At 68.7% G+C, this 3,927-nt stretch carries 5 protein-coding genes; 1 reads left to right on the top strand and 4 read right to left on the bottom strand.

Annotated features, from left to right (window positions below; translation table 11 throughout):
* From B3T77_RS00885 to B3T77_RS00870, 4 genes are all read right to left on the bottom strand, one after another.
* On the bottom strand, positions 1-493 hold a 493-nt coding region (locus tag B3T77_RS00885; RefSeq protein WP_292076193.1), incomplete at its 3' end, for a S1 family peptidase.
* Positions 494-505: 12 nt separating this feature from the next.
* Complete coding sequence (locus B3T77_RS00880) at positions 506-946, bottom strand: DUF350 domain-containing protein (protein WP_292076190.1); 441 nt, start codon at positions 944-946, stop codon at positions 506-508.
* A gap of 111 nt (positions 947-1,057) precedes the next feature.
* Positions 1,058-2,218 carry a 23S rRNA (adenine(2503)-C(2))-methyltransferase RlmN gene (gene rlmN / locus B3T77_RS00875; protein WP_292076188.1) on the bottom strand — a complete coding sequence of 387 codons (1,161 nt, stop codon included), beginning with the start codon at positions 2,216-2,218 and terminating at the stop codon, positions 1,058-1,060.
* An 80-nt stretch (positions 2,219-2,298) separates the two neighbouring features.
* Positions 2,299-2,598 (bottom strand): DUF6356 family protein, encoded by a 300-nt coding sequence (locus tag B3T77_RS00870; RefSeq protein WP_292076185.1) that lies wholly within the window; start codon positions 2,596-2,598, stop codon positions 2,299-2,301.
* Between the two features lie 172 nt (positions 2,599-2,770).
* Between B3T77_RS00870 and B3T77_RS00865 the strand changes: the two genes are divergently transcribed.
* Positions 2,771-3,927, top strand: a 1,157-nt coding sequence (locus B3T77_RS00865) for a S1C family serine protease (protein ID WP_292076183.1), incomplete at its 3' end; no start/stop codon positions are given.

Raw genomic sequence — 3,927 nt, 5'->3', positions numbered from 1 at the left:
CGCGCCCCAGCAGGCGTGATGTCACCTCGCCGGGACGCCCCTGAGGAAAGCCCGGATGGAAGGCGCGCTGACCCTTGCGCAGCGGCGCCTCGACCGCCACCGGCAGCGCTGCGGGACCGCCGTCGGTGATCAGCAAGGCGACGTCGGCGCGCGGCGCCAGACGGACGTCGGCTGCGACCGCCCGCCCCTCGCCGACCACCAGCGCCGGCTTGCGGCACCCTTCGACGACATGGCGCGCCGTCACCCAGCGCCCCCGTCCTGCGATGGAGAAGGCCGTGCCCGACGACGGCTTGAACGGCGCCTCGCCCGCATCGACGGTTACGGCGGCGTCAAAGGGGGTGATGGGGCCCAACAGCGCGCCCTCGGCCACATCGGCGTCGGCCTCCGCGACCGGCGGCGCATCGGCGTTCTCGCGTCGCCCCAGGGACACCGCCAAAAACACGGCCGCCACCGCTCCATAGATGGCCCAGTCCGGCAGGCGGGGAAACTGCATCGCTCCGGCCGATCAGCCGGTCAGCGCGGCGGACAGGATCACGGCCGTCGCCAGCTTGGCGCCCAGCAGCACCACCGCCGCCGAAATCTCGCCGTGGCGGATCCGCTCCGGCAGGCCCGTCAGCAGCAGGTCCACGACCCGGAAGGCCAGAAGCTGCAGCACCACGGTCGCCACGCCCCAGATGGCGATGTCGCGCACCGAGGTCGACACCGCCAGCGACACCGCCAGCGGCACCGCCAACCCCACCAGAATGCCCGCGAAGGCGATGGCGGCGGCGACATTGCCCTGACGGATCAGGGCGACCTCGTTCCACGGCGTCAGCAGCGCATAGACCGTCGCCCCCGCCGCGAGCAGCAGCAGGGTCACGATCAGGTGCATCACCATGACCGGGAAGCCCGAGGCGAAAGCCTGCACCTCGGCGCTGGAAAGGACGTTCGACAAGGAGGGGTCCATGCCCAGACGCCTTGCCCGATTGTCGCCCCAATCCGCAAGCGCGCCGGGGACACACTGCGTGACATTATGTGTCCAAAGGTTGTGCCCTCTCATCAATGGAGGGCATCAGGCTCAGGCCGCCGCTTGCTCCGCCTTCCGCAGAGCAGAAGCCCTGATCTTCTCGCTTTCCGACTTCAGCTGACCGCAGGCGGCCAGGATGTCGCGGCCGCGGGGGGTGCGGATGGGCGAGGCGTAGCCGGCCTTGTTCAGGATGGCGGCGAAGCGTTCGATCGTCTTCCAGTCCGAGCATTCGTATTCGACGCCGGGCCAGGGGTTGAACGGGATCAGATTGATCTTGGCCGGAATGCCCTCGATCAGCTTCAGCAGGGCGCGCGCCTCTTCGGGGCTATCGTTGACGCCCTTCAGCATGACGTATTCGAACGTCACCCGCCGCGCGTTCGACAGGCCGGGATAGGCCCTGATCGCCGTCATCAGCTGGTCCAGCGGGTACTTCTTGTTCAGCGGCACCAGCACGTCGCGAAGTGCGTCGTTGGTGGCGTGCAGGCTGATGGCCAGCATGGCCGCCGTGCGGTCGCCCAAGGCCTGCAGCTGCGGCACGACGCCCGAGGTCGACACGGTGATCCGACGGCGCGACAGGGCGATGCCCTCGTTGTCCGAGATGATGTCGATGGCGTCGGCGACGTGGTCCAGATTGTAGAGCGGCTCGCCCATGCCCATGAAGACGATGTTGGACAGGCGCCGGTCTTCCTTGGGCGACGGCCATTCCTCCAGGTCGTCGCGCGCGACCTGAACCTGGGCCACGATCTCGGCGGCGGTCAGGTTGCGCACCAGCTTCTGCGTGCCGGTGTGGCAGAAGGTGCAGTTCAGGGTGCAGCCGACCTGGCTGGACACGCACAGGGCGCCGGCCCGGCCCACGTCGGGGATATAGACGGTCTCGATCTCGATGCCCGGCGCGGTGCGGATCAGCCATTTGCGCGTGCCGTCCTTGGACACCTGGCGCTCGACGACCTCGGGGCGGGCCAGGGTGAAATGCTCGGCCAGCTTGGCCTGCATGTCCTTGGCGACATTGCTCATGGCCGAAAACTCGGTCACACCATAGTGGTGGATCCAGCTCCAGACCTGGCTGGCGCGCATCTTGGCCTTCTCGGGCGGACAGACGTTCGCGTCGATCAGGGCCTGGCGCAGGCCGGCGCGCGTCAGACCGCTGAGGTTGACGGGCGCCTTGACGGCGGGCGCGTTAGAGACGCGCGAAAGATCGAGCGTGATGCTCAAGGCGGCGATCCTGCGTGAGGTTGAGCCGGCCTATATAGCACGGATCCCGGCGATTGCATGGCCGGGGCGGATTCGACCGCCTAGAGGCCCACGTCCCAGACGCCGGCGTCGCGCATCCGGGTCTCGCGCGCCTCCTCGGCCCGACCGCCCATGTCCTTGGCCATGCTGCGGATGGCGGTCGAAACGGTAGCCTTGTGAACGCCCGGCACGATCGCGTGGGCGAAGGCGGCGCCCGCCAGACCCAGCAGTTTGAAGCCGAAGCCGGCCGAGGCGGCCATATGCTGCAGATAGGACTCCTCGACCTCGCGCGGGTGGTCGCGGAACAGGCGGTCGAACGGGGCCGAGCCCGAATGGCGGCGGTCGATCGTCGTCTGACTCATGGCGGCGGCCTTCCCTGTTCCCGTAAGACCATGGTCACGCCGGACGGCTGGCGACGCAACCCCCATCGCGATCTGTTCATTGGACGTGACCGACACGCGACCTGCCCGCTTCAGACCCATCGTCAGAAATGAAAACTCGGTCTAGGGTCGGCGTTCGATCAAGGAAATGCCCATGCCGATCCGCCTATCGCCCGCCTCTTCCATGGCCGTCGCCCTGGCCCTGATGGCCTCGGCGACGCCGGTGCTGGCGCAATCGGGCGCGGCAGGCCTGCCCTATGACGCCCGGCGCGGCGTCTTCAGCTTCTCGTCGGGGCTCGAGGGCTCGCTTCCGGCGGTGGTTCAGGTCACGACCCTGGGCCAGTCGCGCGGTCCCAGTTCGGATGCGGCCGATCCCAAACCCTACGCCTCCGGTTCCGGCGTCATCGTCGATGCGGCCGAGGGGCTTGTGATCACCAACAATCACGTCGTCGAGGGCGGGCGAAAGTTCACCGTCGATCTGACGGACGGTCGGTTGTTCGACGCCGTGCTGGTGGGGGCGGACAAGGCGACCGACATCGCCGTGCTTCGCATCACGCCTGACGGTCGGCCGCTGAACCTCAAACAGGTCCCGACGGTGGATTCCGACACCCTGCGCACCGGCGACCTGGCCTTCGCGGTCGGCTATCCGCTGGGCCTGGACCAGACCCTGACCATGGGCGTCATCTCGGGCCTGAACCGCTCAGGCTTGGGCGATGCGGTCGAGGACTACATCCAGACCGACGCGGCCGTAAATTCGGGCAACTCCGGCGGGCCGCTGCTGGATAGCCGGGGCCGGCTGATCGGCATCAACACCTCGATCCTGTCAGGAGGCCTTGGCGGCGGCAACGACGGCATCGCCTTCGCCGTGCCGACGCGGATCATGCTCTACGTCGCCGACCAGTTGAAGAAGAACGGCGAGGTCAAGCGCGGCGCGACCGGCGCCATCTTCGGCTCCCTGAACGCCGAGCGCGCGCGCGACCTGCATCTGGGCATCGTGCGTGGGGCCGTCGTCGCCGATGTCGCGCCGGGATCGCCGGCCGAACGCGCGGGCCTGCGCCATAACGACGTCATCACCCGGATCCAGGGCCGTCCCGTCGCCAACGCCGGCTCGGTTAACGCCACTATCGGCATCGCCGCGCCGGGCTCTGACCTCAGCGTCTCCTATCTGCGCGGGGGCCGCGAGGCGACCACGTCGCTGGCGGTCGAGACGCCCGCTGATCAGCCCGTGGTCGTCGGGGCCCAGTCGGTGCTGTCCTATGGGGCGACGCTGCGAGACCAGGACGGCGGCGCCCAGGTCACGGCCGTCGCGGG

The organism is Brevundimonas sp. UBA7838, assembly GCF_002500885.1.
Classification (GTDB): Bacteria; Pseudomonadota; Alphaproteobacteria; order Caulobacterales; family Caulobacteraceae; genus Brevundimonas; species Brevundimonas vesicularis_C.
This window is presented reverse-complemented; position numbering and strand designations above follow the sequence as displayed.